This window comes from Acidobacteriota bacterium (assembly GCA_034211275.1).
In the GTDB taxonomy this organism is placed as follows: domain Bacteria; phylum Acidobacteriota; class Thermoanaerobaculia; order Multivoradales; family JAHZIX01; genus JAGQSE01.
This window is the reverse complement of the sequence record JAXHTF010000091.1, coordinates 1-25,449: the sequence shown is the minus strand read 5'-3', so window position 1 is coordinate 25,449 and position 25,449 is coordinate 1. Positions and strand designations below refer to the sequence as shown.

Annotated in this window: 18 protein-coding genes; 5 read left to right on the top strand and 13 right to left on the bottom strand. The window is 65.9% G+C overall.

Annotated elements, in window-relative coordinates:
- From SX243_14640 to SX243_14605, 8 genes are all read right to left on the bottom strand, one after another.
- Positions 1-521: ATP-binding cassette domain-containing protein (locus tag SX243_14640; protein ID MDY7094205.1), on the bottom strand; the 521-nt coding region annotated here is incomplete at its 3' end.
- Positions 515-1,384, bottom strand: coding sequence for a phosphate ABC transporter permease PstA (gene pstA, locus SX243_14635; GenBank protein MDY7094204.1), 870 nt, complete (start codon positions 1,382-1,384; stop codon positions 515-517). The genes SX243_14640 and pstA, both read right to left, overlap by 7 nt.
- A 24-nt stretch (positions 1,385-1,408) precedes the next feature.
- Complete coding sequence (pstC, locus tag SX243_14630; protein ID MDY7094203.1) at positions 1,409-2,353, bottom strand: phosphate ABC transporter permease subunit PstC; 945 nt, start codon at positions 2,351-2,353, stop codon at positions 1,409-1,411.
- A gap of 1 nt (position 2,354) precedes the next feature.
- Positions 2,355-3,434 carry a PhoU domain-containing protein gene (locus SX243_14625; GenBank protein MDY7094202.1) on the bottom strand — a complete coding sequence of 360 codons (1,080 nt, stop codon included), beginning with the start codon at positions 3,432-3,434 and terminating at the stop codon, positions 2,355-2,357.
- Between the two features lie 37 nt (positions 3,435-3,471).
- Positions 3,472-4,356: a PstS family phosphate ABC transporter substrate-binding protein gene (locus SX243_14620; GenBank protein ID MDY7094201.1), complete on the bottom strand. Its 885-nt coding sequence runs from the start codon at positions 4,354-4,356 to the stop codon at positions 3,472-3,474.
- A gap of 136 nt (positions 4,357-4,492) precedes the next feature.
- The gene (locus SX243_14615; GenBank protein MDY7094200.1) at positions 4,493-6,367 is read right to left on the bottom strand and encodes a Na/Pi cotransporter family protein; all 1,875 of its coding nucleotides are present in this window, start codon (positions 6,365-6,367) and stop codon (positions 4,493-4,495) included.
- The gene (locus SX243_14610) at positions 6,364-7,113 is read right to left on the bottom strand and encodes a hypothetical protein (protein MDY7094199.1); all 750 of its coding nucleotides are present in this window, start codon (positions 7,111-7,113) and stop codon (positions 6,364-6,366) included. The genes SX243_14615 and SX243_14610 overlap by 4 nt, the downstream gene beginning before the upstream one ends.
- Complete coding sequence (locus tag SX243_14605) at positions 7,110-7,916, bottom strand: polyphosphate kinase (protein ID MDY7094198.1); 807 nt, start codon at positions 7,914-7,916, stop codon at positions 7,110-7,112. Before SX243_14605 ends, SX243_14610 begins: the two co-directional genes overlap by 4 nt.
- An 868-nt stretch (positions 7,917-8,784) precedes the next feature.
- On the opposite strand from SX243_14605, the gene SX243_14600 reads away from it, so the two are divergent.
- A complete protein-coding gene (locus tag SX243_14600; protein MDY7094197.1) occupies positions 8,785-9,762 on the top strand; it encodes a hypothetical protein in 978 nt (325 codons plus the stop codon).
- A gap of 186 nt (positions 9,763-9,948) precedes the next feature.
- The gene (locus SX243_14595; GenBank protein MDY7094196.1) at positions 9,949-11,274 is read left to right on the top strand and encodes a DUF2254 domain-containing protein; all 1,326 of its coding nucleotides are present in this window, start codon (positions 9,949-9,951) and stop codon (positions 11,272-11,274) included.
- 330 nt (positions 11,275-11,604) lie between these two features.
- Here SX243_14595 and SX243_14590 read toward each other — a convergent pair whose 3' ends face one another.
- Both SX243_14590 and SX243_14585 read right to left on the bottom strand, forming a co-directional pair.
- A complete protein-coding gene (locus SX243_14590; protein ID MDY7094195.1) occupies positions 11,605-12,045 on the bottom strand; it encodes a TA system VapC family ribonuclease toxin in 441 nt (146 codons plus the stop codon).
- Entirely contained in the window at positions 12,042-12,290 is a 249-nt protein-coding gene (locus SX243_14585) for a CopG family transcriptional regulator (protein ID MDY7094194.1), read from the bottom strand. The genes SX243_14590 and SX243_14585 overlap by 4 nt, the downstream gene beginning before the upstream one ends.
- Positions 12,291-12,563: 273 nt before the next feature.
- On the opposite strand from SX243_14585, the gene glgC reads away from it, so the two are divergent.
- From glgC to SX243_14570, 3 genes are all read left to right on the top strand, one after another.
- Entirely contained in the window at positions 12,564-13,796 is a 1,233-nt protein-coding gene (gene glgC, locus SX243_14580; protein ID MDY7094193.1) for a glucose-1-phosphate adenylyltransferase, read from the top strand.
- 113 nt (positions 13,797-13,909) lie between these two features.
- Positions 13,910-14,605 carry an OmpA family protein gene (locus tag SX243_14575; protein ID MDY7094192.1) on the top strand — a complete coding sequence of 232 codons (696 nt, stop codon included), beginning with the start codon at positions 13,910-13,912 and terminating at the stop codon, positions 14,603-14,605.
- Positions 14,606-14,809: 204 nt separating this feature from the next.
- A complete protein-coding gene (locus tag SX243_14570; protein ID MDY7094191.1) occupies positions 14,810-18,052 on the top strand; it encodes a protein kinase in 3,243 nt (1,080 codons plus the stop codon).
- Here the strand turns inward: SX243_14570 and SX243_14565 are convergent.
- From SX243_14565 to SX243_14555, 3 genes are all read right to left on the bottom strand, one after another.
- Positions 18,006-21,212 carry a hypothetical protein gene (locus SX243_14565; GenBank protein MDY7094190.1) on the bottom strand — a complete coding sequence of 1,069 codons (3,207 nt, stop codon included), beginning with the start codon at positions 21,210-21,212 and terminating at the stop codon, positions 18,006-18,008. The genes SX243_14570 and SX243_14565 overlap by 47 nt on opposite strands.
- Positions 21,213-21,259: 47 nt before the next feature.
- Complete coding sequence (locus SX243_14560; GenBank protein ID MDY7094189.1) at positions 21,260-24,508, bottom strand: hypothetical protein; 3,249 nt, start codon at positions 24,506-24,508, stop codon at positions 21,260-21,262.
- A 68-nt stretch (positions 24,509-24,576) separates the two neighbouring features.
- The coding region (locus tag SX243_14555) for a hypothetical protein (GenBank protein ID MDY7094188.1) at positions 24,577-25,449 on the bottom strand (873 nt) is incomplete at its 5' end.

Below are 25,449 nucleotides of genomic sequence, written 5' to 3'. Positions count from 1 at the left end.
GTGAGCCGCTGCTGCTGGCCGCCGGAGAGGAGGCTGCCCAAGGAGTCGAGGCGATCCTTCACCTCGTCCCACAGCGCCGCCCGGTGCAGGCAGCGCTCGACGATGACGTCGAGGTCGGCGCGCTTCTTGATCCCCGCCAGCCGCGGCGCCAGGGCGACATTGTCGTAGATGGAGAGAGGTAATCCCACGGGCAGAGGAAAGACCACCCCGATGCGCTGGCGCAGGGCATAGACATTGCGGATCTTGCGCACGTCCCGGCCGTCGAAGAGCACCTGGCCACGAACCTCCATGGCGGGAGTGAAAGTGTCCATGCGGTTGAGGGCACGGAGGAACGACGTCTTGCCGCTGTTGGCCGGCCCGATGATGCCGAAGATCTCGTGCTCCCGCACCTCCAGGCTGACGCCTTCGAGGACGGTCTTGCCGCCGTAGGCGATGGCCAGATCCCGCACTTCGACCTTGGTCGGCCTCTGAGCCTCGTCCGGCTGGGAAGCCCGGGTCGCCTCTGGCGCCGTCTCTACCACTTCTTCTTCCCCCGCAACACCATGCGCAAGCCGATGGACAAGGAGTTCATCACCAAAACCAAGGCGATGAGCACCAAGGCGACGCCGAAGGGCAATCCTTCCGGCACTCCCGGCACCTGAGTCGAGATCACGAAGAGATGCAGCGACATGGCCATGGTCTGGTCATAGACGCTTTGGGGCAGAAACGGCAGGAAGAAAGCGGCGCCGGTGAACATGATGGGAGCGGTCTCGCCGGCGGTGCGGGAAACCTCCAGGATCACGCCGGTGAGGATGCCGCTGATGGAGTTCGGCAGCACTACCCGGCGGATGGTTTGCCAGCGGGTGGCGCCCATATTCCAGCACGCCTCGCGGAAAGCCTGAGGCACCGCCTGCAAAGACTCCCGGGTGGAGACGATGACCACCGGCAGGGTCATGATGGCGAGGGTCAGGCTCGCCGCCAGGATGCTGGTGCCGAAATCGAAAAAGATCACGAAGGCACCGACCCCGAAGAGAGCGTGGACGATGGACGGCACGCCGGCGAGGTTGATGATGGCGAGGTTGATCAGGCGGGTGAGCCAATTGTCCGGCGCGTACTCGGAGAGATAGATCGCCGCCGCCACCCCCACCGGCACCGACGCCAGCAGCGCCACCGCCACCAGCCACACGGTGCCCACCAGCGCCGGCAGGATGCCGCCGGCGGTCATCCCTTGGGTCGGCTGGGTGAACAGGAAGTCTATGCTGATCATCGGGCCGCCCTTCCACAGCAAGACTCCCAGGATCACCGCCACCGGCAGGATCAGCAACAGGGTCATGACCAGGAAGAGGGCGCGGAACATCCGCTGGGTCTTCTGATTGCGGCGGTTGAGCTCTGTGGCCTGGAACACGATGGGTCTCCGGTGGGCTCGCGCCTACTTGCGCCGGGGACCGCGCACCACCAGGTCCGCGGTGAGATTGATCAGGAAAGTGATGACGAAGAGGAAGATGCCCAGGGTGAAGAGGGCTCGATAGTGCTCCGAGCCCACCGCCGTCTCCCCCAGCTCGGCGGCGATGGTGGCGGTGAGGGCGCGCACCGAATCAAAGACGCTGGTGGGCAGGTTGATCGAGTGGCCGCTGGCCATGAGCACCGCCATGGTCTCGCCGAAGCCCCGTCCCACTCCCAGGAGCACCGCCGCCACCAGGCCGTTGCGGCCGGCGGGGATGACCACCCGGAAGATCACCTGCCAGCGCGTCGCGCCCATGGCCTCCGCCGCCTCGCGGTAGCCGTCCGGCACCGCCTTGAGGGCATCCTCGGCGATGGTGGTCATGATGGGAGCCGCCATCAGCCCCAGGATCAGTCCCGAGTTGAGGACGTTGAGGCCCACCGGAACATTGAACAGCTGGATGATCAGGGGATTCATGATCGACAGACCGATGAAGCCCCAAACCACCGATGGGATCGCCGCCAGCAGCTCCACCAAGATCTTCAGCACCTCCCGGGTACGCCCGGTGGCGAACTCGGCGATGTAGATGGCGGCGCCGAGGGAGAACGGCACCGCCACCACCATGGCCAACCCCGTGACGCTGGCGGTGCCGGCGATGAGCGCCAGGGCACCGTAGGTCGGGTTGCTGCTCGAAGTCGGCCGCCAGCGCGGAGAGCCGAAGAACTCCGCCAGGTCGAAGGTCTCGGCGATGAAGCCATAGCCTTCCCGCCCGATGAAGACGAAGATGCCGATGATGAACAGAATCGCCGAGATGCCGCCGACGAAGACCGCCACCTGCACCAGACGGTCGATGTACCAGTCCAGCGTCCGGCGGTCCAGGTCGGTCCGGCGCCGCGAGCGCGGTACCGGCGGGGCGGCGAGGGGCTCCGCCACGTCAGCCGGCTCCCGGACCGTGCAGCGTTTCCATCAAGTCTCCCAGCCGGTGACCGAGGGTGTGCAGCGCCCCCTCGATCTCCGCCTCTCCGGCGCCCGCCGGCAGCTTGTCCATGGGCCATTCCAGGATCACGGTGTGAAAGGGCAACTCCGGCAGGTGGGCTCGAGGATCGCCGCCGAGGCTGATCAGCACGTGATAGTCGGAGAGCTCGTCCCCCAGGGAAGCAAGCTCCCGCGGCTCGAAGCCCTCGTCGTCGAGGCCCCGCTTCTGCAGGAAGTCCTGAAGCTCGGGGCGCACCTGCTTTGCCGGCCGCCAGCCGGCGGTGGCGTAGATCCCGGATTCGGGAAAGGCCTTGCGCCCGTAAGCGGCGGCGATGTGGGTCAGAGCGTCGTCCGCCTCATCGACGAAGAGGAAGCGATAGACCTTCGCCGCCTTGGTCTCGCCGGCGACGGCGAAGAGGGTCTCCTCACAGATATTCTTCGCTTGCCCCACCACTCGATCCAGCCGATTGAAGATGATCAGCAGACCGAAGAGGTCGTGCACCGGCCGCCGGTCCTTGTCGCCCTCCCGCAACAGATCGGCGAAGACCTTCTCCGAAGCGCTGGCGGCCTGGCGGGCCATGCCGATGGTGCCGCGGGCGAGCTCCGCATTGCCCTCGTTCCAGGCCTCGAGGGCCTGCTCCAAGAGATTGCGGCTCTGCTCCCCCATCAAATCCAGATCTTGAGCCACCCGCTCCGGCGGCGGCGCCGAAAGCTGTACCGCCTGCCGGCACATAGTGGCGGCATAGTCGCCGATGCGCTCTAGGGCGACGTTCAGCCGCAGCACCGAGGAGACAAAGCGCAGGTGTCCGGCGCTGGGCAGATGGCGGGCCACGAAGGCGTGGCAGGCCTGGTCGATGGCGTGGACCTGGCGGTTGATGGGATGGTCCCCGATGATGGTCTCGTAGGCCAGCTCCCGGTCTTCCCGCAGCACCGCTTGCACGGCGTTGCGCTGGGCTTCGAGCACCGCTTTCCCGACCTCCTGCACCTGCTGCCGCAGATGCTCCAGGTCCTTCTCCAACCGTTCGGCGTAGTGGCTCATGGGCGTTCTCCTGGGGACGGCTTCCGGGAGGAAGCGATCAGCCGCAGGTAACCTCCCGAGCCGGCGCGTACCCTTTGTCCTGGATGATGCACTGCCCGGTGTCGCTGAGAATCCAGTCGAGGTATTCGGCAACGGCCCCCTGGGGTTCGCCGGCGGTGTACATGAAGAGCGGCCGGGCGATGGGATAGCTGCCGTCCTTGGCACTGTCCACGGTGGGCATCACGCAGCTCTCCTCGTCCTCTCCGATGCAGGCCAGCTTGGTCTCGTCGGTGGCGTAGGCGAGGCCGCTGTAGCCGATGGCGCAGGGGGTGTGAACCACCAGGTCCACCACGTCCTTGGAGCCGTGCATATCCCGGGAGCCGAGCTTGTAATCCCGCTGCTTGCCCAGCACCGCCTCGCGGAAGTAGACGTAGGTGCCGGAATTGTTCTGCCGGCTGACCACCACGATCTCATCGCTGGGGCACCCGGGCACTTCCAGCCCCAGCTGGCTCCAGCGCTCGATCTCCCCGCCCTCGCCGTAGATACCCGCCAGCTCTTCGAGGCTGAGGTGGGTCGCCGGATTGTCGTGGTGCAGATAGACCGCCAGGGCGTCGAAGCCCACCACGTGCTCCAGAGGCTCGACGCCGTTGCCCTCCGCCAGCTCGATCTCCTCCTGCTTCATGGAGCGGCTGGAGTTGGCCAGGTCGACGGTACCGTTGATCAACGCCGAGATGCCGGTGCCGGAGCCGCCGCCGGTCACCGCCACCGCGACGTTGGGCTGCACTTCCTTATACGCTTCGGCCCAGGCTTGGGCGACGTTGACCAGGGTGTCGGATCCTTTGTTCTGGATCAACGTCCGCTGGCCCCGCTGGCCGTCCTCCCCGGTGGGGCGGCCGCAGGCGGTGCAGCAGACGATCAGAATGGCGATGGCGAGCTTCTTCATGGGGGGCTCCTGAAAAACGGGAATACTCGGGTGGAAGCTGCGCCGCGAGGGGTCCGAAGGTGTTGCGAGACGACGGACTGAGCGGCGAAAGATGTTACAGCGCGGTGACAGTTTACACCGAAAGTTTGGCTTGGATTCAACCCTCGGAAGCGATTCTCTCGGCGCGGCTCTCGATTTCTCCCCCGGTCTCATCCAGCTCGTCGCCGCCTTCCGACACCACATTGCGGGCCATGCGCTTGGTGAAGTAGTAGATGCGCTTCAGATTCTGCAGAATATCCGTCTCCAGGGTGTAGGCCGGCAGCCGGTTGGGCTCCTCCGCCACCAACCGGCGAGCCTGATGCTCGGCGGCGGCGGCGGCGAGCTGGTTGATCTCCGCCTTCATCTCCACCACCGGCCGGGCGGCCCGCCGATTCTGCTGGGTGACGGCCTGCACCGAGATGTCGAGGGCCCGCCGGACGGCGTCGTAGAACTCCTCCAGCATCCGCCGGGTGGCGGCGCTGACGGTGAGCTGCTGATCGAGACGCTCCAAGCCCAGAAACACCAGGTTCGTCTCCACGATGTCGCCGATATTCTCCAGGCTGTTGGCCGCCTCCATCAGCTCCATCAGCTCTCGGGTTTGGGACTCACCGAGCTCCTGGCGACTGATCTTGCCCAGGTAGGTGATCACCTGGCCGTGGAGCCGGTCCACCGCATCGTCCATTTTGGCCAGCTCTTCGAGCTCGCTCCGGGTGCCTTCGAAAAGAGCGCTGCGGGCGGCGTCGAGCATCGCCGCCACGTACTCCCCCAGGTGCAGGATCTCCAGCCGCACGCGGTCGAGGGCCAAGGCGGGGGTGCCGAGCAACGTCGAGTCGAGATATTTGGCCCGCACCGATGCTTCGATCATCGTCGGCCGATCCGGCACCAGCCGTTGCACCAGCCACGCCAGCTGCGCCGTGAAGACCAGGAAGAGCAAGGTGTTGACGGTGTTGAAGAGGGTGTGGGCGTTGGCGATCTGGCGCGGGGTCTCGGCGGCCAGGCGGGCCAGCCCGTCGAGCTCCGGGGCCCGTGGCGAAAGGCGCTTCACCCACTCCGCCAGCTGCCCGATGAACGGCAACCACAGCACCACCCCCACGAGGTTGAAGATCACGTGCACCGTCGCCGCCCGCAGAGCCTCCCGGGGCCGGCCGATGGACGCCAGCAGGGCGGTGATGCAGGTACCCACATTGGCCCCGAAGACCAGGGCGATGCCCGCCGGCAGGCTCAGCAACCCCTGCCCCGCCAACACGATGACGATGCCGGTGGTGGCGGAGGACGATTGCACCAGGGCGGTGAAGAGCGTACCGACGAAGATGCCCAGCGCCGGGTTCTCCATCCGCGCCATCCACTCCAAAAACGGCCCGTAGGTGCGCAGCGGCGCCATCGCCTCGCCCATCACCGACATGCCGAAGAAGACCAGCCCCAGCCCCATGATGCCGGCGCCATGGTGGCGGGTCTTCTCCCGCTTGCCGAAGAAGGTCAGGGCGAAGCCCACGGCGATCATCGCCAGCGCCAGCCGGGTGACCTTGAAGGCGATGATCTGAGCGGTGATGGTGGTGCCGATATTGGCTCCCAGGATCACCCCGATGCTCTGGGACAGGGTCATCAGCCCGGCGGAGATGAAGCCCACCACCAGCACCGTGGTCACCGAGGACGATTGCACCACCGCGGTGACGAAGGCGCCGGTACCGGCGGCCAGGAAGCGGTTGTGGGTCAGCCGGCCGAGGATGGTCTTCATGCGGTCCCCGGCCACCGCCTTGAGGGCCGAGGACATCTGCTCCATGCCGTAGAGGAAGAAGGCGAGGCCGCCGAAGAGGCCCATGATCAGCGCCCCCAAGCGCAGGTCGCCGGTGCCCGCCGCCACCACCGCCGGCTCCGCCCCGGAGTCCGCCATCGCCCCGACCGCCACCACCGCCACAGCTGCCACTCCCAGCACCACGGGTCCCGACGTCGGGAGCTTCCCGCAGCCCACCGGCAACCAGGCCGGACGCCTCATCCCTTGCCGCCTGCCTTGGAGCTCCCGAGCCCTTCCTCCAGCAACTCCACCACCGAGCGCAGCGTCCGTACCCGGGCATGGCGCTTATCGTTCCCCGCTACCACCTCCCAGCGCCGCGCCGCGTGGTGGGTGCGCTCCAACATCTCCTCCACCGCCGCCTCGTAGAGCTCCCACTTCTCCCGATTGCGCCAATCCTCGTCGGTGAGTTTCCAGCGCTTGTGGGGCGTCTGCTCCCGCGCCTCGAAGCGGTCGAGCTGCTCGTCCTTGCCGATGTGGAACCAGAACTTCCGCACCAACATCCCCTGGGCCGCCAGCTGCTCCTCGAAGTGGTTGATCTCGTCGTAAGCCCGCCGCCACTCCGCTTCCTCCGCGAAGCCCTCTACCCGCTCCACCAGCACCCGCCCGTACCAGCTGCGGTCGAAGATCAGCAGCTGTTTGTCCCGCGGCGGCTCCAGCCGGCGCCAAAAGCGCCACAGGTAGTGCCGCACCGCGTCCTCTCCCTCCGGCTTGGCGATGGGAAAGACCCGATATCCCCGCGGATCGAGCTTGGCGGTGAGGCGCCGGATGGCTCCACCCTTGCCGGCGGCGTCCCAGCCCTCGAAGACCAGCACCGCCGAGCGGCCCTGCTGGTAGAGCTCCATTGCGAGCTCCTGGAGGCGGATTTGCTGCCGGGCCAGGCTTCGCTTGTAGTCAACGCGGTCCAGCGTCAGGGAGAGATCGGCGGTCGTCAGGGAGGGAGCGCTCATGGCCGCACCTCCTCACCGCTCCCGGGGGATGCCCCAACCCGTGCCTCGACGGCGGCTTCCTCCTCCGGCAACGCTTTCCCAGCGTCCCGCAACCCTCGCTCCAGCCCTTCCACCAAGGTCTCCAACACCCGCACCCGCCGCCACCGCTTCTCCGTCGCCGCCACCACCGTCCAGGGGGCGTGCTCGATGTGGGTGCGTTCCAGAGTCTCTTGAATCAGCTCGTGGTAGTCGTCGTATCGCTGCAGGCTCTGGCGCGCCCTCCTCGACAGCCGCCAACGATCCAGGGGGTTGTCCCACCGCTTGTCGAGGCGCTTCTTTTTCTCTTTCTCGGAGATGTGGAGGAAGATCTTGATCAGCACATAGCGATCCGCCGCCAGCATCGCCTCGAAGGCCAGAATGTCCTCCCGATGCTGCGGCCACAGCGGTTCCCCCTCCGGCGGCTCCAGCCGCTGCACGAAGAAGCGCCGGTACCAGCTGTAGTCGAAGAGGGCCATCTGCCCATAGGCCGGCAGCCGGCTCCAAAACCGCCACATCCACGGCAGCTGGGCCTCGAAGGTCCGCGGCTCCCGCACCATGTGGAGCTCAAACCCCCGCGGCTCCAACCGCTCCGTCACTTTCCCGATGACATCCCCCCGCCCCGCCGTATCCCAACCCTCAAAGACCACCAACGCCCCCAGCTTCTCCTGCCAGCACGCATGCTGCAGATCCAGCAGCCGCTCCTGGAGCCCCGGCAGCCGTCGCTTGTATTCTTTCTTGCTGAGCTTCGCGCCCAAATCCACCTGATCGAGCATCCACTTCCTCATGCTCCGCCGGTCTTCTCACCTTCTATGCCACGCTGCCGTCACGCTACCGTAACCTCGCTGTGACATCTACTCCCCGGCGGGGTGGGATGTGTGGGGGGGCGGTGGCTTCGAGGGTGACCGGTCGGGCCTTTGTGGTCCGGCAGCAAAGCGTCTTGGCCGTTGGAGCCCTGTCCTAGACCGAGCGGTGGCCTCCTTTCCAGCTCCGCCCTCACCGCCGGCTCTGCGCTAACCCCGGGAGCACTAACGCTTTCCGCTCTTGCCTCTGGATGGCTGGCCAGCTACCGTTTGGGTTTGTGGCGAAGCTTCGCTCTGTTCAGATTGAGCTTGGATCAGCTCTAGAGTAAATATCCAAAGCGTGGAAAAAATATGAGGAGGACTCCAGGAGCCATGTCGCTAGTCGATTCTTGGTTGGCCAGCAGCTACGACTTCTTGCCGGTGGGTGGGTAAGAAGGTGAACCCTGCTCAATCTCATTTGCTGCAGCAACAGATTCTTGAACTCTTCAGGACCGCCTATCGGACGCTGGGGACTTCAAGGAGCCTTCGGCACCTGGTCTCTTCTTGCCTGTCGTGTAGCCGCACAGCAGCACAAATGAAGTTAGGAGGAATTCGGGACAATGAGGAACATTTTTCCCTTGAGTCTCTATCTCTCTATCTATCGGCGCTAGAGGCTATCAAGAATCCGGATCTTCTTGCAGGATTTTACCACCTCTTGGATGGCTGCAAGGCCTGCAATAGAACGCTCAATAATCTAAAGGAGCAACCCGCAAGCAGGACGTCACACGAGAGAGACAGAAGGTTAGATCGTTGCTTCCAGCGAGTACTCGATCTGAGTCGTTCAACTCTGCATTCCGAGCAGGAAGAGGCGCCCATGCAGATGGAAAAGCTTGCTACGCTTTCCCCTGCTCATTGCCGCCTCTTGGTCAAGAACAATCCGAAGTATCAAACAGCTGCCCTGGCAGAAGCGATTCAGCGCCATTGTCTCTCGAAGGCGCCACAGGACCCTCTACGAGCGGCCTATGACGGTACACTTTCCCTAGAGATTTGCTCGCATTTAGATTCTCAAGTGTACGGAGGGCGAGTAGTCAAAGACCTTCGAGCACTCGGTCTTGCTGTCACTGGAAATGCTTTTCGCGTTCTCCAACAACCTCGCGAAGCACAAAAGTATCTTGACTATGCTCGCAAGTCGCAAGACACCGGAACAGGATTACCCTCTTTAGAAGCGCAGCTTTCTTCGCTGGAGGCCTCTTTTCTCGCGTCAAACCTCGAGTTCGAGCGAGCAAGCCGCCTCCTAGAAGGGGCAGCTGACATTCTCGTGGAGCTACGGGAAGAGCAGACTCTGGCAAAAATCTACCTGCAAAGCGCATTCGTTTGCCGAGAGAGCGACAATGCACATCGCTCACTAGACTTCATAGACCAGGCGTTGCTTCTACTTGGGCCGAGCAGCGACCCCCGCCTTCTGATGAGCGCTCTCCACAATCGGATGTTGTGTAAAATCGACCTCGGTTTCGTTTACCCGGCTGAAGAAGAACTGCCTATTCTTGAGGAAGTAACTCGTCGGCATGGAGGACGACTGGATCAAATCAGATTAGCGTGGACTAAGGGTGAGTTGATGTTGAGGCAGGGACGTTTCGACAGCGCTGAAGGACTCTTCTTGTCGTCATATAGGGCCTTTCTGGGAGCTCGGACCCAAACGGACGCAGGTTTAGTCGCCTTAAGACTCGGTCACCTATATAAGCAGACCGGAAAGAAAGCTGATCTGCACGGGATCCTTCAGGAGGCCGTGGAGGTTTTTAGGACCTTGGGCGCCGCAAAACATCTACGCGAGGCGTATCATTTGCTGGCTTGAGCCAATGAAGCTTGGACAGCCCTTCCCTTGAAAGCCCCGGAGTACTGGTCTTCTTGTCACCGCCAACCAACAGCAACCTACGCCCAAATAGACCCCTCCCCCACCGTCTGACATGATTCACCCCGTGACCAGGCACCGGACAGCACGGACCCCGCAGGAATCGCACCAAGGCAGGAGAGGAGAGCCATGAGGCTCCAACTCCTGCAAATCTGGCGGGCGTTCCACTCCAGCTACTGGTTTCTCCCCAGCCTGATGGCGGTGTTGTCGGTGGTGGCGGCGTTTGGGGCGTTGTTGGTGGATCGGCATCTGATTCCGCCGTTTGAGACGCCACCGTTCTGGTTGGTGGCGCCGGGGCCGGATGCGGCGCGGGCGGTGTTGGCGACCATTGCGGGGTCGATGATCACCGTGGCGGGGGTCGCCTTCTCCATCGTCATCGTGGCGCTCACCGTGGCCTCGTCGCAGTTTGGGCCGCGGCTGCTCTCGCCGTTCTTGCAGGACACCGGCAACCAGGTCACCCTGGGCACCTTCGTCAGCGTCTTCCTCTACTGCCTCATCGTCTTGCTGCATCTGCCCGCCACCGGCAGCGGCGATCCCCTACCCCATCTGTCGGTGCTGCTGGCGGTGATCTCGGCGGTGATCAGTCTGGGGGTGCTGATCTTCTTCTTCGACCATATTTCCGCCTCCCTCCAGGCCGGGGCTGTGGTGCTCGAATCCCGGCAGGAGCTGGAGCGGGTGCTCAAGGATCAATATCCGGAGGAACGGCCCCAGGGAACCGTGGGGGACTGGCCGGACTTCGAAGAACCCGCCAGCCCAGTCGTGGCGCGGCGCAACGGCTACGTCAGCCGGATCGACGAGATGGGGTTGGTGGGGCTGGCGCAGAAATTTGATCTGCGGTTGCGCATGGAGGTGCCGGTGGGGACCTTTGTGCTCAAAGGCCAGCCACTGGCCAGCGTGTCCCCCGCCGAGCGGGCCAGCGAGGAGATCTGCCACCGGGCTCAGGCCTATTGGGTGGTGGTGCGGCTGCGGGAGCAGAGTGAGGATCTGGCGCTGGCGGTGGATCGGCTGGCGGAGATGGCGGTGCGGGCGTTGTCGCCGGGGATCAACGATCCCTACACCGCCTGCGCCAGCATCGACCGGCTGGTGGCGGTCTTTGCCCAGGTCATCGCCCGACCGGAACCGGTGACGACCCTCCACGACGAGAACAACGCTCCCCGCCTGCTGCGCCGGCTGCTCTCCTTCGAACCGCTCCTGGCCCGCGCCTTCGACCCCATCCGCCGCTACGGCAGCGACGATCCCCAGGTGGTCGCCCAGCTGCTGGAAGGGACCCGGCGGCTGCGGCAGCTGGCGGAGCGGGACGAGCTGCGGGGGCATCTCGACGACCTCATCGCCGTGCTGCGCCAGACTGCCGAGTCCAACTTCGACCTCGAGCGGGACCGCCGCACTGCCCTCGGCGAGACCAGCCTCAGTGAGCAGCAGATCGTCAAGCCGACGGCTAGCAGCGCCGAGGCCTGAACGGATTCCGGCTAGGCCCCGCCCCGGGATCAATCCCGGGGCTACCTAGGACACCGCCGGATGAATCCGGCTCCCAGAACCCCGAGCCACCAGTCTTGCCTTCCGGAGCCGGCGGAGCCGGCGGTATGTGGGTAGCCCGGGGATTGGATCCCCGGGCGGAGGTGCTGACACTCCCGTGACTTCCTACTCCACTCAACCTCTCTGCCACCACTCCCGTCCTTCCCGGGTAGGTGGGAATGATCCAGTTTGAGGTGCTCGCAAATAGGGAAGATCGGCCCTCAACTTGTTCAACCAAATTTCAGGCCAGCACACCACCGTACCGAAAGCCCCTCAACCCTCCCGCTGGAGCGGATTGACCCAACGCAATGAGGGAAAACGCGCGAAATCGCTGTCGGCGCTGCACAACACCAGGCCGTGCTCCAAGGCCAGCGCCGCCAGGTGAGCGTCCGGCAGGAGAGTAGCCCGGTGGACCACGCCGGTGGCGAGGATCTCCCCCAGAATCTCCGCATGGCGGGCGCTGGGTAGGGGGATCCAGGCGCTGCTGGCGTCCAACCAGCGCTCGACCTGCTTCCAGGCGTCCGCCACGGTTAGCGGCCGCTCGAAGACCCGTGGATTGGAGACCAACCGGGCGAAGGCCAGGAGCGACGGCCACGGCAAGCCGACCTGGCTGCTGCCGCTCAACTGCTCATCCAGCCACTGGCGGGCCGCCTCGTGCTGCGGCAAGCCCTCCACGTGGGCGTAGACCAGCAGATTGGCGTCGACGAGAATCATCGGAAATCGTCGCCCTCCGCCAGAGCCAGCGCCTCCGCCACGTCGGCCAGATCGCCGATGAGGCACGGGCCTAGGGATACGGTATCGGTCTTGAAGGGCGCGGAGTCCTCCGGCGGATGTTCCAGCACCCGCAGGCCCTCCCGCAGAGCTTCGTTGACAAGCTTCTTCATGGTCATTTCCCTCTCTTTGCGCAAACGTTCCAGGGTCACCGCCACGTCCTGATCCAGGGTCAAGGTGGTTCTCATGCATCAAATCATACTCCTTTTGATGTCTTGATGTCCAGGTAGGCCCGCAGCCACTCTGCCGGCCTTTACCCCTTTCAAGAGGCCAAAAGACCGCCCCATCGCACACTTGCGTTAAGAATTCGTTCCATCGGAGGCCCCGGGCTTCCCCACTTTGCCCGGATGCACTACCCTCGACTCGACGGGAGGACGGAGAATTACAGGCCTGTCCGCGGTACCTTTCCGCGGGCGTCACCCCCCGGAAACCACCCGGATTCCAAAGATCCGAGGAGAGACATGTCGCAACGCTTTGACGTCTTGGCCATGGTCCTCGCCGGCGGCGAAGGACGCCGGCTGCTTCCCCTGACCCAGGAGCGGGCCAAGCCGGCGGTGCCCTTCGGTGCCAAATACCGGCTCATCGACATCGTGCTGTCGAGCCTGGTGAACTCCGGACTGCGCAAGATCGTGGTGCTCACCCAATACCTGAGCCACAGCCTGGACCGCCACCTGGCTCAGACCTGGCGCCTCTCTCCCCTGCTGGGCAATTACGTGGTGACAGTGCCGGCGCAGATGCGCACCGGTCCCCGCTGGTTCGCCGGCTCCGCCGACGCCATATACCAGAACCTCAACATCTTGGGGGACGAGCGGCCGGAGTACGTGGCGGTCTTCGGCGCCGACCACATCTACCGCATGGACATCATGCCCATGCTCGAGCAGCACGCCGCCACCGGCGCCGGCGTCACCGTGGCGGGGATTCCGGTGCCGCTGGAGGAAGCCCGGGCCTTTGGTGTCATCGGGGCCAGCGACGACGGCTCGATCCACGACTTCGTGGAAAAGCCCGACGACCCTCCACCCATGCCCGGACAGCCGGAAATGGCCTTCGCCTCCATGGGCAATTACATCTTCAACGCGGATGTTCTGCGGCGGGTGGTCACCGAGGACCACGAGGACGAAGATTCGAAGAACGACATCGGCCGCGACATCATCCCCAAGCTGGTGGCGGAAGGACGAGCCTATGTTTATGACTTCGGGTCGAACCGGGTGCCCGGCCAGCCGGAGCGCGAGCGGGGCTATTGGCGGGATGTGGGAACTCTCGACGCCTACTACCAGGCGTCCATGGACTTGGTGGCGGCCAACCCCACCTTCGACCTCTACAACCGCCGGTGGCCGATCCTCTCCTGGCAATACCCGGACCCGCCGGCGAAATTCGTCCACGAAGGAGCGGAGCGCACGGGGCGGGCGCTCAACTCGCTGGTGGCCGGTGGCGTGGTGATCTCCGGCGGCACGGTGCGCCGCTCGGTGCTCTCCCCCCGGGTGCGGATCAACTCCTTTGCTGAAGTGGAGGACAGCGTACTTCTGGACAGCGTCGACGTCGGCCGCGGAGCGGTGGTGCGGCGGGCGGTGATCGACAAGAACGTCCGGATTCCCGCCGGCGCCCGCATCGGCGTCGACCTGGAAGAGGATCGCCAGCGCTTCACCATCTCCGATGACGGCGTGGTGGTGGTGGCCAAGGGGACGGTCATCGAATAAGAGCCCCTGGAACACCCCTTGCACCTTCTCTACTCCCAGGGCAGCGCTCGAGGCCGGGCAATCGCCGAAACAGGCCGAATGAGCGCCTCTCGCCCCAAGGAAGGAGCAAGACCATGCTACGAATCGACAGATGGGATTGTAAGAACTGCGGACGGCAGTTTCAGGCAACCCTGGCGTTGCTGCTCATCACCCTGCTCACCGCCGGCTGCTCGGTGATCCAGCAGGAGCGTCAGCCCTACACCACCCAGCGTGACAAGACCGCCAAGGGAGCGGGCATCGGCGCCGCCGCCGGTGCCGCCGCGGCGGTGCTCGACGGCAAGCGGGAAGCCGACGAGATCCTCGCCGGCGCTGCCATCGGTGCCGCCATCGGCGGCGGCGTGGGCTTCTACATGGATCGCCAGGAAGAGAAGTTGGCGCGCATCCCCGGCACCCAGGTCGAGCGCGTGAGCGAGGACACCCTCCTGGTGCACTTCGACGACGAGATCCTCTTCGACCTCGATTCGGCGGTCCTCGGCGGCTCCGGCCGCTCCACCACCGCCGGCTTGGCGGACGTGCTCCACGAGTTCCGTAAGACCGCCGTGGTGATTCAGGGCCATACCGACGCCACCGGTAGCGAGGAGCACAATCAGGATCTTTCCGAACGTCGTGCCGAAGCGGTGCGCAATGCTCTCATCGGCCGCGGCATCGATCCGGATCGCATGACCGCCGTGGGCTATGGCGAGAGTGCTCCGGTGGCCAGCAACGACACCGAGTCCGGCCGCCAGCTCAACCGCCGGGTGGATGTGCTGATCAAGGCCCGCGCCAAGTAGTCCGTAACACCCCAAGAAGATCACTTCGCTTGACCCGCGTTGTTCCTCCGGGAGCCGCGGGTTCTTTTGTGTCCGCAGCTTCCGGGGCTCGGGCCCTGACCGGGGCTGCCGCCCCTGCCTCCCGAGGGGATCCGGTGCTACCATCCGGGTAGGCATTTTTTTCACAATCTTCGGCGGATTTCCGCCGGCCACTTACCGAGGGTCATGCGCTACGACACCGGCATTCTCCTGGGCCAGGGCGGTATGGGCGAGGTCTACAAGGCCTGGGATCCGACCTTGGAGCGCGCGGTAGCGCTCAAGATCCTCCACAGCTACAGCGCAGACTCCGCCCGGCGGCTGCTGAGGGAGGCCCGCGCCCAGGCGAGCCTCGACCATCCCAACATCTGCCGGGTCTACGAGGTCGGTGAAGACCCGGACCAGCTGTACATCGCCATGCAGTACATCGAGGGGGAGACCCTCGATCAGGTGGCGCCGCGGATGACTTTGGAGGAGCAGGTGCGGGTGGTGGCGCAGGTGGCGGAGGCCATCCACGCCGCCCACCGCACCGGCCTGATCCACCGCGATCTGAAGCCCGCCAACATCCTGGTGGAAGAGACCGCCGACGCCGAGCGCTGGAAGCCCTATGTGGTGGACTTCGGCCTCGTCCACCAGCAGGACGGCACCGCCCTCACCGCCGACGGTGCGGTGCTGGGCACGCCACCGTATATGGCCCCGGAGCAGGCCCAGGGGGTGGTGGGAGCGGTGGACCGGCGCAGCGACGTCTACTCCCTCGGAGCCACCCTCTACCAGCTGGTCACCGGCGAGCCGGTGTTCTCCGGCAGCCCCATGGACCTGGTCCTCTCCACCCTCCACCGGGAACCTTTACACCCCCGCCGCCTCCGGCCCCAGCTGCCGGCGGATCTAGCCACCATCATCCTCCACTGTCTGGAGAAAGAACCGCGGCGCCGCTATCCCTCGGCCCGGGCGCTGGCGGAGGATCTGCGCCGTTTTCTCGACGGCGAGCCCATCCTCGCCCACCCTCCGTCCTGGGCGTACCGGACCTTCAAGATCGTGCGCAAGCACCGGTTGCTGGCGGCGGTGGTAGCGGTGGCGACGCTGCTGGTGGTGAGCCTCGCCGGGGTCGCTCTCCACACCCGCTGGCAGGCCGCCCGGCGGGCGGAGCTGGCTCAACGGTTTACCGCCGAGGTCAAAGACGTGGAATGGTTGATGCGCGCCGCCCGCATGAGCCCCCGCCACGACATCCGCGAGCAGCGCCGAGAGGTCGCTCGGAGGATGGACGTCTTAGAAGAGCAAGCTTCGGACCTCGGAAGTGCGGCCCGGGCACCGGCGAGCTACGCCGTGGGCCGGGGCTACTTGGTGTTGGGAGATCTGGACCAGGCGCAGGACTATCTGACCGCGGCCTGGGAGGCGGGCTACCGAGCCCCGGAGGCCGCCTACGCCCTGGGGTTGGTCTACGGCCGCCGATATCAGCAGGAGCTGACGGCGCTCCGGGGAATCGGCGACCGGACGGCCCGGGAGCAGGCCCGCCAACGAGCCCAAGAGACCCTCCGAGAGCCGGCTCTGCAGTTGTTGGCGGCGAGCCGCGGAGCTGCGTCGGCGGTGCCCCAATATCTGGAAGGCCTGATCGCCTTTTACGAAGAGGACTCGGAGGCGAGCCTGGCCGCCGCCGCCCAGGCTCTCGAGGCGGCACCGTGGCTCTACGAAGCGGAGATCCTGCGTGGCGACGTCTTCGCCCACGCCGCCAACGGCTACCGCGACGTAGGCAACCGGGAGTCCGCCGAACAGGCCTATGCTTCCGCAGCCGAGGCCTATGAGCGCGCCACCACCATCGCCGCCAGCGATGTCACCGCTTACTTGCAGCACTGCTCGGCGCGGGTGCATCGGCTGGAGATGGAGCTTTATGGCCGAGGAGAGGCCTTGGAGGAGAGATTTCACCAGGGATTGGCAACCTGCCGCCTGGGTTTGGAGGTCGACCCGGAGCACCCCGGCATCCTGCTCGAGATATCCACCCTCTGGCAGGCCCGAGCTCGCACCGCCGCAACCACCGGCGAGGAAACCGGTCCGATGTGGCGCGAAGCCCTGCAAGCGGCTCATCGGGTGTTGGAGATCGAGCCTGAGAATCCCACCGCCTGGCATTCGAAAGCCGCCATTCTCAGCGAGCGGGCACGGATGCGGGCGGAGCAGGGCGAGGATCCGGAGGACGACTTCCTGCAGGCCCTGGAGGCCGCCCGCCAGGGAGCGGCCCGTGCGCCGGATCCGGTCCAGCTGCTGAACGAGCTGGGAATCATCCAACTTCGCCGAGCCGGCTATCGCCTGTCCCAGGGCATCGATCCGCGGCAGGGTCTGGAGGACGCGGTGGCGGCTTTTCATCAAGCCATCGAGCTGAGCCCCGACTACGGCTACGCCTTCAACAACCTGGGCCGAGCCCACGCCACCCTGGCTCGCTATCAGAGCACTCGGGGGGAAGATCCCCGCGCCAGCCTGCAGCGCTCCGCGGACGCCTATCGCCGAGCAGTGGAGATCAATCCCGAGAATGCCGTCGCCTGGAACAATCTCGGGGTCACCCTCATCGACCGAGGGGAGGCGGCGCTGGATCGCGGCGACGATCCCCGGCCGGATTTGGAGCAGGCGGAGGAGAGTCTGCGGCGCTGCCAGCAGATCAACCCGGAGCACGGCCCCTCCTTCAACAACCTGGGTTTGAGCGCCATCTACCGCGCCCGCTACCTGGTCCAACGGGGCGAAGACCCTTCGGAGGCCCTGGCCGCGGCGGTGCCTGCACTCGAGGAAACCGTGCGCTTGTACCCCACCGCCTTCCAGCCCCACGTCAATCTGGGGCGGGTGGAAGTGGAACGAGCGAGGTATTTGGAGCTCCGAGGAGAAGATCCCGAACCGGTCCTACTGCAAGCCCGCCGCCACTACCTGGAGGCATTGGAGCGCAATCCGCGACAGACCGCGTCGCTGGCGGAGCTGGCAGACGTCCTGCTGACCCTCGCTCGGCACTACCGGGAGGCAGGGAAGGTGTCCTCCCCATTGGGCTCCCCAGAGGAGCTGCTGGCACGGGCGCAGCGGCGGGCGGAAGCGGCGCTGGAGGTTTCGCCGAAGCACGTCCGGGGGCTTACCGTCCGAGCCGGCATCGCCCTGGAGCAAGCCCGGTGGGCCCGGGAAAGCGGTGCGCCGGACACTCAGAAACTGCGGACCGCCAAGGCCGACGTGCGCCGTGCCTTGGCGGTCCGCCCGGTGGACGCCGACGCCGCGGTGAGAATGGCCCGTTGGGGGCAGCTGGTCGCGGAACCGGAAGCCCTGCTCCAAGCTCTGGAGGAGCTTCGCCCCGCCGTGGAGCACAACCCCCGCCATCCCCACCTGCTGGTGGCCCGCGACCAGCTGTTGCAGACTCTCCGCTCTACAGGCAGAGCTCCGCCAGAGTGGGCGGCTGAGAGCCATCGCTGAGGATCAGCAGGTCTAGCAGCGGGAAACGCTGCCCCGGCCGGGAGGCGATCACCAACTCGTAGGTCTTCCCCGCCTCCAGATTGAGCAGGGTCGGCGGCGCCGACTGGGTAGCGTCGTAGAGGCTGCCGAGGGTCAGCTGGCCGGAGGGCACCATGGACAGGGCGATCTTGTAATTCACCACCGTCGTTCCGCCTTCCCTCACCGTCACGTCGGCCCGGGAGGCGTTGAGCTCCGGCGTGCCATAGACGGCGTAGAGCTGGTAGCTCGACGAGGTCGACGGCACCCGGAAGCGCACCTTCAACTCCCCTGGGGCACCGGGGTTGGAGATGCCCACCACCTGGGCGTTGGAAGCGCCGGAGAAGCTCTGGGCCGACAGGCCTTGGAGCTCCCCTGCCTCCGCTTCCATCACCAGATGATGGGGATCACCTTGGAAGGCTCGGGTGATGTTGAGCAGGAAGTCGTCGCTCCCCGTGGTGGTGGTCACGGTGCCCTGCAGCGGTCCGCAGAGCCCGGAAGCGTTGACGGTCCGGGTGACGTTGACCCGGGTACCGCTGGGGCCGGTATCCACCAGAGCGTTGCTCAGCAGCTGGGGCACGGTGACCGTGGTGCCGCTGGCGGCGCTTCCCAGGTTGAGGCCATAGAGGGAAAGAGTGGTGGAACCGTTGGTGGTGTCGTCCAGGCTCCAAGGATCCACCAGATCCACCTGGGGCTGCAGCTGTCCGCTGTCCGCCGTGACGGTGAACTGCACCTGCTGCGGTGCCGGGCAGCTCAAGTCCGCCGGATAGCCGTCGGGCTTGAGGCAAGGGATCACCTCCACGGTGTAGGCGCCGGGTTGCAGGGCTCCCGGGAAGAGAGCCAGAGCGGTGTCGCTGCCGGGGGCCGCCAGGGGCGGAGTGAAGAGGTAGTGCTGGTTTTCGATCAGCTGACCCTGGGGGCCGCTCACCAGGCGCAGCCGAGGCTGGGTGCCGTAGGTGGCGCGGGCTCCCGAAGCGGGCAGGTCGACGGTGGCCAGCCACTCCCAATTACTGCTGGCATCTGAGAAGGAAGCCTGCATCTGGGTGACCGCCGGAGCCCCTTCCGGCGCCCGCAGCTCGATGGGAATCTTCACGCTGCCGGCCAGAGACCGCCGCAGCGTCGGGAAGGCTCCGCGGATCTCCAGGTCCCGGGTGGTGCCGTAGAGGGAGGGGTCGGCACGGCGCCAATGGGCTCGAACCCGCACGCTCTCTCCCACCGCCGCCAAGATCGGATCGGCCAGGCCGGCGCCGGTGCTCGGATCGTGGAAGGAGAAGTCCACCCCGTTCTCCACAGGCCAGGGCAGCTCCGTCAGCTCTACCGCTCCGGCGCCACCGCCGAGGCTGGTGAGCTCAATGTCCCACTCCAAGGTCTCTCCGGGATAGAGGCGGTCATCGTGCCCGCCGACGGAGGTCACCGCCAGGTTGCCGTTTCCGGCGACGGAGTCGCGGATGCGCACTTCCAGGCGCACGTCGGAGAAATAGGCTCCCACTCGATAGTCCCCGTTGAGGGCCTGCACCGCCGGATCCGGGTGCTGATCGGTGCAGGGAACGCAGGGATCCAGGTCGTGGGCCATGGCCAGGACCATGGGAAAGCGGGGCATGCCGCGTTGGAGCACCGTCTCCAAATCGCTGATCGCCACCGGCACTCCTCCCCCACCACCGCGGGTGTTGGCAAGGGGACCGAAGAAGTAACCCTGGCCGTCCACCGACGCCGTTCGGGCACCAGAGGCGGCGCGGGAATCCCAGGTGCTGAGGGTCATGCTGCCGCCGGGCACCGTCAGGTCCACCGCCGAATAAGGCACCTTCACCAGGTCGATCCACGGAGCGTCGATCTTCTCCACTTGCTGGTCCACGTAGGGCAGCAGCTGGTAGGCGACGACATTCTCCGGTGCCGCCGCCACCGATCCCGGCGGCACGCCGTAGGTTTGGGCGTAGCCCACGGCGACCTCGACGATCTCCCAGCTCGGCAGAGCGTCGAGCTCCTGCTTGAGCTGCCTCATGCCCTCGAAGCCCATCAAGACCCGAAAGATATAACCATCGCCCCGACCGGCGACGAGACGGGTGCCCCAGGTGCCGGTGCCGCCGGGAAAGGCGTGCCGCCACCAAAAGGTCAGGACTCCGGTGGTGCCGGGGCCCGCGGCCTTGCCCCGACGCAGGTTGGGGGCGAAGAAGCGGCTGGACTCCAGGGTTTGGCGAGCGGTGAGCTCGAAGGCGGCGGTGAGAGCAGCGCTGCCGGCTCCCACTGAAGGAACGCCGGAGGCCTCGGGGGCCAGGCGGAAGGCATGCTCCACCGTGCCGCTGTCGAGCCAATTCTGTAGATCCGAACGCCATTCCGCCGGAGCGGGAGCGGGCTCCTGCCCATCTTCCAGAACCAGGGCCGCAGAGTGGTCCAACAGCTGCTGGTCGGCGATGCCGGGGTCGCTGACCACGGAGATCAAAAACTCCTCCGTAGCCTCGCCCAAGTAGAGGGGAATCTCGTCGAAACCCTCGCCCCCCTGACTCGCCCGCTCCTCCACCGCCTGGAGGAGGGACCCGGGGATCTCCAGGTGCGCCTCCAGGAGGAAAGTCTCCACCTGCTCCGGCGTCACGGCAAAGTTCCACTGGGAGAGCTGCATTTCAAGACTCAGAGCGCCGCGGCGCACCTGGGCGAGGAGGTCGAGGCCGGGATAGAGGTCCGGGTAGAGCACCGCATTGGGATGCTCCTCCGAAGGCGCTCCCCATGATGGCTGGGCATTCCCCAGGTCAACCACCGCACCGGAGTGCAGCCGAGCCCGTAGCATCCCGGGACGCCAACGAACGCCCAGCTCCGGCCCCAGCTCCACGGGCTCGCCGTCTCCCAGCACCTCGGGCAGCCGGATGGGAAAAGAGTTGGTGAAGTTGACCCAGCCGTCCTCCCTCACCAGGGTCGGATCGATGACCTCCAGGCCATCGGCGCCGGGAGGCTGGAAATGAAGCGGCTCGACGCCCAGGTGCAGGGTCCGGGAGTCGTCGTCGTGGAGGAAGGTTTTGGAGAAGATCTGACGTTCCTCTACCAGCTCCTGGCGCTCTTCCTCGGCGGTCAGATCCACCGAGACGAGGAGAGACATCGCCAGCAGTAGCGGGCAGAGGATGACTCGAAGGCGATGGAACACTCGGTTACGGGACATGGGAACTTTCCTTTCTATCAATGACATGGATGAATCGGTTGGTGGTCTCAGAGACAGAGCTCCGCCAGCGTCGGCGGCATCGAGCCGTCGCTGAGCACGAAGAGGTCGAAGAGGGGGTAGCGCTGGCCCGCCCGCGAGGCGATCTCCAGCTCGTAGGTCTTTCCCGCCTCCAGGGTCAGCAAGGTCGGCGGCGCCGACTGGGTGGCGTCGTGAAGCACCCGCAGGCTGCGCTGGCCGGCGGCCACCATGGGGAGGGCGATCTTGAAATAGCTCACCACGTTGCCCGATTCCCGGATGGTCAAGTCGGCCCGGGAGGCATTGAGCTCCGGCGTGCCGTAGACGGTGTAGAGCTGGTAGCTCGAGGACGTCGCCGGCACCTGGAAGCGCAGCTTCAGATTGCCCGGTGCTCCGGAGGCGGCGATGGCCACCACTTCTCCACCGGAGGCGCCGGTCATGCTCTGGGTGGTCAGGCCGTTGAGCTGGGCGCCCTCGGCTTCGGTGACCCAGTGGTTGGGGCTCCCGGCGAAGGGCTTGGTGACGTTGAAGGTCGCCGTCGCGGTGCCACCGGAGGTGGTCAGGGAGAGCTGCCGCGGACCGCAGACGGTACCGCCGGTCAGGGTCACCGGCAGGTTCACCTGGGTGGCGGACGAGCCGGCGGCGGGGCTGGCGCCGGCCACCACCTGGGGAATGGTCACGCTGGTACCGCTCCCGCCGCCGAGGTCGGCGCCAAAGACCGACACCGTCACCGTGCCGCCGCTGGGATCGTCGACACTCCAAGGAGCCACGAAGTCGATGCTCGGCTGGGGGCTGCCGGACGACGAATTAGCGTAGATCTCGAAGTTCAAGCTCTGGGCATTCCCGCAGTGAAGCTGGGCCCCTAGAGTGTCGGGGAGCACGCAGGGGATGAGATCCACCGTGTACATCCCCGGCTTGAATTGATCCGGGTAGATGTACACCGTGCCGTCGTTGCCCGGGGTGGCGGTGCTGGCATCCCAATGCACGCCGTATTGCAGGCTGGAGGTGGAGCCGCTCTGGTGATTGAGCCGCGCCTGACCCCAGGCGACGGCGCGGGTCTGGGCCGGCAGCTGGATGCCGGCGAGACTCATGGGACTGCTGATGTCGTCCGGTAACTGCTGGTTGATGGTGGAGAACGTCGGCTGGCCTTCCGGCGCCTTGAGGATGATGGGGATCTTCACCTCACCGACCTGCATGCCCTGGCCCTGGGTGAAATAGCCGTCGACCAAGAGATCCTGGGTCTTGCCGTAGAGCTTGGGCTGGTCCCACTGCCAGGTGGCCCGCACCCGTACCTTGTCGCCTACGTTGCTGAGCTTCGGCGACTGCAGCACCGTCGACGGATTGGCGGCATCGCGGAAAGAGAAGACCACCCCGTCGGAAGCAGGCCAGGAACGCTGGTGGAGCTCCAGATCGCCGCCGCCGTTCTTGGCGGTGAGCTCCAGTTCCCACTCCAGGGACTCCCCCGGATAGAGCTGGTCGTTGTGCCCTCCCACTGAGTTGGCGGTCACCGTCGCCTCGGGACCGGTGCTGGTGGTCAGCAGGTGGATGGCGAGGCCCGGAGCGTCTCCAAAGGAAGCCCCCACTCGATAGTCCCCATTGAGGGCCTGTACCGCCGGGTCGGGATGATTGCTGGTGCACAGAGTGCACGAAGTGCTGTCCTGGGGCAGGGCACCGATGGCCGCGAAGAAGGGGTGTTGGTTTTGGATCAGGCGCAGAGCGTCCACCACCGCCCGGGGCGTCGTGGCCCCCGCATCCAGGTTCGACAGAGGCCCCTGCAGGTTCCCGAGGTGCAGGCTCCAGCCGGCACCGGCGCCGGTGTGCCAGGTGCCGACGGTGATGCTGCCGCCGTTGACCGCCAGAGCAGCCTCGTTGTAGGGCCGGTCCAGCATCACGGCCCAATCCTTCGACTCGAAGGGCGCTGCATACTTGCCGATTTGAAAGGTCGAAGACCACGGTGGGGCGTAGAGGGCCAGTCCCTCGTAGTCCAGAGCCACCACGCCACCGGATGGCAGGCCGAAGGACTGGGGCAGCACCACGCTCAATCCTCCGAGGTGGGCCCCAGGGATGTTCTGGGTCTTCTGCCGCACGTCGTGCAGGCCGTAGAAGAGGTTCATGGAACGGTGGACCACCCCGTCTCCCTTACCGGTGTCGAAACCCTTCCACACCCGCTGGTATTTGGGACCGCTGGGGGTCTCGGTGCGGCTCATGCTCTGAGCGTCCCAAAGGGCCCAATTGGTGCGGGAGATGCTGTCCAGACCGGCGAAGTAGAAGGTCTTCTCCACCCAGGTCCGGCGGGTGAATTTGAAACTGGCGGTGAGCGCCGCGGAGCTGGACGAGCTCCCCTGCCAGCCGCTGAGCACCGGATCGAAGAAGGAGCCCGGGAGGTAGACGCGCAGAACACCATCCTCGAGCCAGTCGAAGAAGCTCGAGCGCCAATGGGCCGGGGCCTCGCCGGGACGGCCTTCCTCGTTGGCGCTCAGCGCCTCGGCATGCTCTTCGAGCTGCGGAGCGGAAATCCCGGGGTTGGCCACCACGGCGATGACGTACTCGTCCCCCGACCGTCCCAAGGACAGGGGAATCTGCTCGGCGGTGACGCCCTCCTGGAGGCGATCCTGTGCGGATTCCAGGAGCTCCGGCGCGATGTCCATGGCGAGGTCGATGTAGGCGTCGAAGAGCTGCTCCGGCGCCAGCTCGAAGGTCCAATCCACGAGCTCCAGGAAGACCCTCAGCTCTCCCCCGCGCACCGCCAGGGTCACGTCGATCCCCGGATAGAGGCCGCTGTAGAGGACGCCGTTGGCGATGTCCTCGGAGGTCTCCCCCACGGCCGGCTGAGGATCTGCCAGCAGCACCTCGCCACCGGATTGGAGGCGGGCCATCAGCGGCCCGGGAACCCACTGAGCCCCGAAGTCGGCCCCCAGTCGTACCGCCTCGCCGCTCCCCAGGAATCTGGGTAGCTCCACCGGAAAAGAGTTCTGAGTGTTGATCCAGCTCTCCTCCCCGGCGTCCAGGGTGGCGTCGATCTCCTCCATGGGCTCGCCTTCCGTGGCCTGGTAATGCAGCGGCTCGCTGCCCAGGATCATGGTCAGGGAGCCATCGGTATTCTCGAAGGTCTTGGTGTAGACGGTGCGTTCTTCGACCATCTCCATGGACTCCTCCGCCACCGCCCCATCGGCGGCCAGCAGGAGCAGAACGAGGGCGCAAAGCAGCGCGGTCAGATGGCGAGCGCGGCCTCCGATGTCGAGGCGCGAGGACTCTGCAGTGGACGGAGCGGGACGTTTCATGACGGATCCTTTCGTCGGTCGATCCAAGGGTTGATGTGCGGGAGGACGGGGTATTTCCAGAATGGAGATCACAAACACAGCTCGTTCAGGGTCGGCGGCAAGGAGCCGTCGCTGAGCACTAGAAGGTCGAAGAGGGGATACCGCTGGCCCGCCCGGGAGGCGATTTCCAGCTCGTAGGTCTTCCCCGCTTCCAGAGTCAGGAGGGTCGGGGGGGAGCTTTGGGTCGCGTCGTAGAGCACCCGCAGGGCGGTCTTGCCGGCGGGCACCATGGGCAGGGCGATCTTGAAATAGCTCACCGTATTGCCGGCTTCACGGATCGTCAGGTCGGCCCGCGAGGCGTTGGGCTCGGGACTGCCGTAGACGGCGTAGAGCTGGTAGCTCGACGAAGTCGCCGGCACCTGGAAACGCAGCTTCAGATTGCCCGGGGCCCCGGCGGCGGCGATGGCCACCACTTGCCCACCGGAAGCACCGCTCAGGCTCTGAGCCTTGATGCCGTTGAGCTCCGCTCCTTCGGCCTCGGTGACCCAGTGGTTGGGGCTCCCGGCGAAGGGCTTGGTGACGTTGAAGGTCGCCGTGGCGGTGCCGCCGGCGGTGGTCAGGGAGAGCTGCCGGGGTCCGCAAACGGAGCCGCCGGATAGGCTCACCGCTACGTCCACCTGGGAAGCGCTAGAGCCGGCGGCGGGGCCGGCGTTGCTCACCACCTGGGGAATGCTCACGGTGGTGCCGCTGCTGCCGCCACCGAGGTCGCTACCGTGAACGGAAACCGTCACGTTCCCTCCGCTGGGATCGTCGACGCTCCAGGGGGCGACGAGGTCGATCACCGGCTTGGGAGTGGACGGGGTGGAGGCCGCTCGGATCTCGAAGCTCAGGCTCTGGGCGCTGCCGCAGTGCAGCGGCGCGGGCATGCAGTCCGGCAACAGGCAGGGATCGATCTCGACGGT

Bases quoted from the DNA above. Each gene is read 5' to 3' on its own strand.
- SX243_14625 (MDY7094202.1), bottom strand. From the start codon at position 3,434: ATGAGCCACTACGCCGAACGGTTGGAGAAGGACCTGGAGCATCTGCGG.
- SX243_14620 (MDY7094201.1), bottom strand. From the start codon at position 4,356: ATGAAGAAGCTCGCCATCGCCATTCTGATCGTCTGCTGCACCGCCTGC.
- SX243_14615 (MDY7094200.1), bottom strand. From the start codon at position 6,367: ATGAGGCGTCCGGCCTGGTTGCCGGTGGGCTGCGGGAAGCTCCCGACG.
- SX243_14610 (MDY7094199.1), bottom strand. From the start codon at position 7,113: ATGAGCGCTCCCTCCCTGACGACCGCCGATCTCTCCCTGACGCTGGAC.
- SX243_14605 (MDY7094198.1), bottom strand. From the start codon at position 7,916: ATGAGGAAGTGGATGCTCGATCAGGTGGATTTGGGCGCGAAGCTCAGC.
- SX243_14600 (MDY7094197.1), top strand. From the start codon at position 8,785: ATGCAGATGGAAAAGCTTGCTACGCTTTCCCCTGCTCATTGCCGCCTC.
- SX243_14595 (MDY7094196.1), top strand. From the start codon at position 9,949: ATGAGGCTCCAACTCCTGCAAATCTGGCGGGCGTTCCACTCCAGCTAC.
- SX243_14590 (MDY7094195.1), bottom strand. From the start codon at position 12,045: ATGATTCTCGTCGACGCCAATCTGCTGGTCTACGCCCACGTGGAGGGC.
- SX243_14585 (MDY7094194.1), bottom strand. From the start codon at position 12,290: ATGAGAACCACCTTGACCCTGGATCAGGACGTGGCGGTGACCCTGGAA.
- glgC (MDY7094193.1), top strand. From the start codon at position 12,564: ATGTCGCAACGCTTTGACGTCTTGGCCATGGTCCTCGCCGGCGGCGAA.
- SX243_14575 (MDY7094192.1), top strand. From the start codon at position 13,910: ATGCTACGAATCGACAGATGGGATTGTAAGAACTGCGGACGGCAGTTT.
- SX243_14570 (MDY7094191.1), top strand. From the start codon at position 14,810: ATGCGCTACGACACCGGCATTCTCCTGGGCCAGGGCGGTATGGGCGAG.
- SX243_14565 (MDY7094190.1), bottom strand. From the start codon at position 21,212: ATGTCCCGTAACCGAGTGTTCCATCGCCTTCGAGTCATCCTCTGCCCG.
- SX243_14560 (MDY7094189.1), bottom strand. From the start codon at position 24,508: ATGAAACGTCCCGCTCCGTCCACTGCAGAGTCCTCGCGCCTCGACATC.